This window comes from Streptomyces sp. NPDC059900, from assembly GCF_050270335.1.
In the GTDB taxonomy this organism is placed as follows: domain Bacteria; phylum Actinomycetota; class Actinomycetes; order Streptomycetales; family Streptomycetaceae; genus Streptomyces.
Genome location: NZ_JBNNJZ010000817.1, coordinates 1 through 2,810 on the forward strand (window position 1 = coordinate 1; position 2,810 = coordinate 2,810).

4 protein-coding genes are annotated in these 2,810 nt (G+C 73.4%); 2 read left to right on the plus strand and 2 right to left on the minus strand.

Features of this window, described 5'->3' with window-relative positions:
* Positions 1 to 58: 58 nt before the first annotated feature.
* Together ACQKIP_RS44380 and ACQKIP_RS44385 are read right to left on the minus strand one after the other, a co-directional pair.
* Positions 59 to 427 (minus strand): cupin domain-containing protein, encoded by a 369-nt coding sequence (locus ACQKIP_RS44380; protein WP_365853071.1) that lies wholly within the window; start codon positions 425 to 427, stop codon positions 59 to 61.
* Positions 428 to 587: 160 nt separating this feature from the next.
* Entirely contained in the window at positions 588 to 1,022 is a 435-nt protein-coding gene (locus tag ACQKIP_RS44385) for a VOC family protein (protein WP_365853069.1), read from the minus strand.
* Positions 1,023 to 1,139: 117 nt separating this feature from the next.
* On the opposite strand from ACQKIP_RS44385, the gene ACQKIP_RS44390 reads away from it, so the two are divergent.
* Together ACQKIP_RS44390 and ACQKIP_RS44395 are read left to right on the plus strand one after the other, a co-directional pair.
* Positions 1,140 to 2,051 (plus strand): pseudouridine-5'-phosphate glycosidase, encoded by a 912-nt coding sequence (locus tag ACQKIP_RS44390; protein ID WP_365853474.1) that lies wholly within the window; start codon positions 1,140 to 1,142, stop codon positions 2,049 to 2,051.
* Positions 2,048 to 2,810 (plus strand): carbohydrate kinase family protein (locus ACQKIP_RS44395; protein WP_427745590.1); only part of this gene is annotated, 763 nt, incomplete at its 3' end. The genes ACQKIP_RS44390 and ACQKIP_RS44395, both read left to right, overlap by 4 nt.

Sequence of the window (2,810 nt, forward strand, 5' to 3'; positions counted from 1 at the left end):
GTGCCGGTGTTCGCCGCCGTGGCGGTGATCGCGCCCGGCACGGCGGTCGCGGACCCGGTCAGGGGAGCGTGATGTGGTACGCCTTGCGCAGCGTCTCGTGCACGGTCCACGTCGTACGGTCGCCCTCCCGCAGGACCGCAGCGTCACCGGGTCCGACCTCGATCACGTCGCCGCCCTCGACCTCGATGGTGGCGCGGCCGCTGACGACCACGAAGAGCTCGTTGGCCTCGGTGTCGGTGACCACGCCGGGCGTGATCTGCCAGATGCCGCGCAGCTGCTTGCCGTCGGCCGACTCCCACAGGACCTTGCCGGTGACCTCCGGGGTGCCGGAGACGATCTGCCCGGGGTCCAGCGGCTCGGCCTCCAGGACGGCGTCCGGAATGTGCACGGCGAAGGAGGGCGCGACGGCTTGATCATTCGTGGTCATGGCGGGTCACCCTAGCCGGGGGCCGCGCGGGCCTCCGGCGGGGGGCTCGGGAAGAGGGCTTCGGAAGACGGGCCCGGGAAGGGGGCGGCCTCTTCTCTTGCCTCTGACTTCTTGCCCTTCACCTCTTGCCTCTCGCTCCTGGCCTCTCACTCCTTGCCTCTCACTCCTCTCCGTAGTGCCGTGCCTCGAAGATGTTCCCGTCCGGGTCGCGGAAGTAGAAGCTGCGGCGGGCCGCGCCCCGGGCGCCGAACGCGCCTTCCGAGATGTCCGACACCGGCGTCCCGCGCTCCTCCAGACGGGCACGCAGCCCATCGAAGGCGGTTTCCGGCAGGGCCAGGCAGACGTGGTTGACCGGGTGGCCGGCGCTCTTGTCCGCGCCCGGGACCATGCGCATGCGCTCGGCGAGCGTCAGCGGGGCGAGGTCGAAGATGGTCTCCTCGTTGAGCCGTACGGAGGGGAAGGAGACCTTGCCCGCCGTGAACTCGGCGACGCGCAGGGGTTCGAGGCCGAGCACCTTCTCGTAGAAGTCGGCTGCCGCGGCGGGGTCCTGTACCCACAGGACGACGTGGTCGAGACGTGCCGTGTTGTCCGTCATGCCCTCAGGCTGCTGTCCCGCCCCCGGCGTCGCAAGGGTTTGGCGGGGCGCGGCGACCGCCAGGGATGAGGAGAGACCCGACTGGCCCGACTGGCAGGAGGCAGGCCCGTGTTGGTGGTGCCCGACTTGGTGGTGTCCGACGAGGTACAGGCGGCTGTGGCGGACGGGCGGCCCGTGGTCGCCCTGGAGTCCACGATCATCGCGCACGGGCTGCCGCGCCCGCGCAATCTCCAGGTGGCGCGCGAGCTCGAGGAGGTCGTACGGGACGAGGGGGCCGTGCCCGCGACCATCGCCGTCCTGGACGGGTGTCCCCATGTCGGCCTGCACAAGGATCAGTTGGAGCGGGTCGCGAACGAGGACGGCATACGCAAGCTGGGCCACCGCGACCTTGCGCTCGCGGTCGCCACGGGGGCGAGCGGGGCGACGACCGTGTCGGCGACGGCACTGCTCGCCGCCCGGGCGGGCGTGCGGGTGTTCGCCACCGGCGGGCTCGGAGGGGTGCACCGGGAGTGGACGGTGACCCAGGACGAGTCCGCCGACCTGGGGCTGCTCGCCCGGACGCGCATCACGGTCGTCTGCGCGGGCGTGAAGTCGATCCTGGACGTGGCGGCGACGTTGCAGCGCCTGGAGACGCTGGGCGTCGCGGTGGCGGGGTACGGGACGGACCGCTTCCCCGGCTTCTACCTCACCGACTCCGGGCATCCGGTGGACTGGACGCTGCGTACTCCCGCCGAGGTCGCCGCGGTGATGCGGGCGCAGGACTCGGTCGGCGGTCCGGAGTCCGCGCTGCTCGTGGCGAACCCCGTGCCGGAGTCCGAGCAGCTCGATCCCGCGCTGCACGCGCGCGTGCTCGCAGAGGCGTTGGAGGCGTGCGCCGAGCGGGGCATCACCGGGCAGGCGGTCACTCCCTTCCTTCTGGACCAGCTGGTGCGGCGCACCGACGGTGCTTCGCTGAGCGCCAATCTCGCCGCGGTGCGGGGCAACGTCCGGCTCGCGGGGCGGATCGCCGTGGCCCGGGCCGGGCGGTGACGTCGCGGCGGGGCGGGGCGCTGCTGGTCGTCGGTGACGTCGTCACGGACATCGTCGCGCGGCATGGTGCGCCGCTCGCTCCGGGCACGGACACGGCCGCGGCGATCCGTACGCTGCCGGGTGGCGCGGGCGCCAATGTGGCGTGCTGGGCGGCTTCCCGGGGGTGCGGTGACGTGCGGCTGCTGGGGCGGGTGGGGGCGGACTCTGCGGCGTGGCACGAGGAGGCGCTTAGGCGGGCGGGGGTACGTCCGCGGCTCGTCGTCGACTCCGAGGCGCCTACGGGGACGGTGATATGCCTGGTGGACGGGGGTGCGGGTGGCGCCGGGGGTGCGGGTGGCGGGGGTTCGCGTGGCGCCGGGAGTGCGGGTGGGTTGGCCGAGCGGACGTTTCTGTCGGACGGCGGGGCGTCGCTGCGCCTGTCGGAGGCGGACTGGTCACCGGATCTCCTCGACGGGGTGGGGTGGCTGCACCTGTCGGGCTACTTGTTCTTCGCGGGCCCGAGCCGGGGCGCGGCGGCAGCGGCGCTGGCGGCGGCACGCGCGCGTGGTGTGCCGGTGAGTGTGGATCCGGCGTCGGCGGGGTTCCTTGCGGGGTTCGGGGCGGAGCGGTTTCTGGCGGCGGTGCAGGGGGTGGAGGTGTTGTTGCCCAGTGAGGGGGAGGTGAGGGTGCTGGCCGGGGCGCGTGGGCTGTCGGGGACGCCTGGGCTGGCGGGGGCGCCTGGGGTTGGTGGGGGTGTTCGGGGTGCTGGGGTGGTGGAGG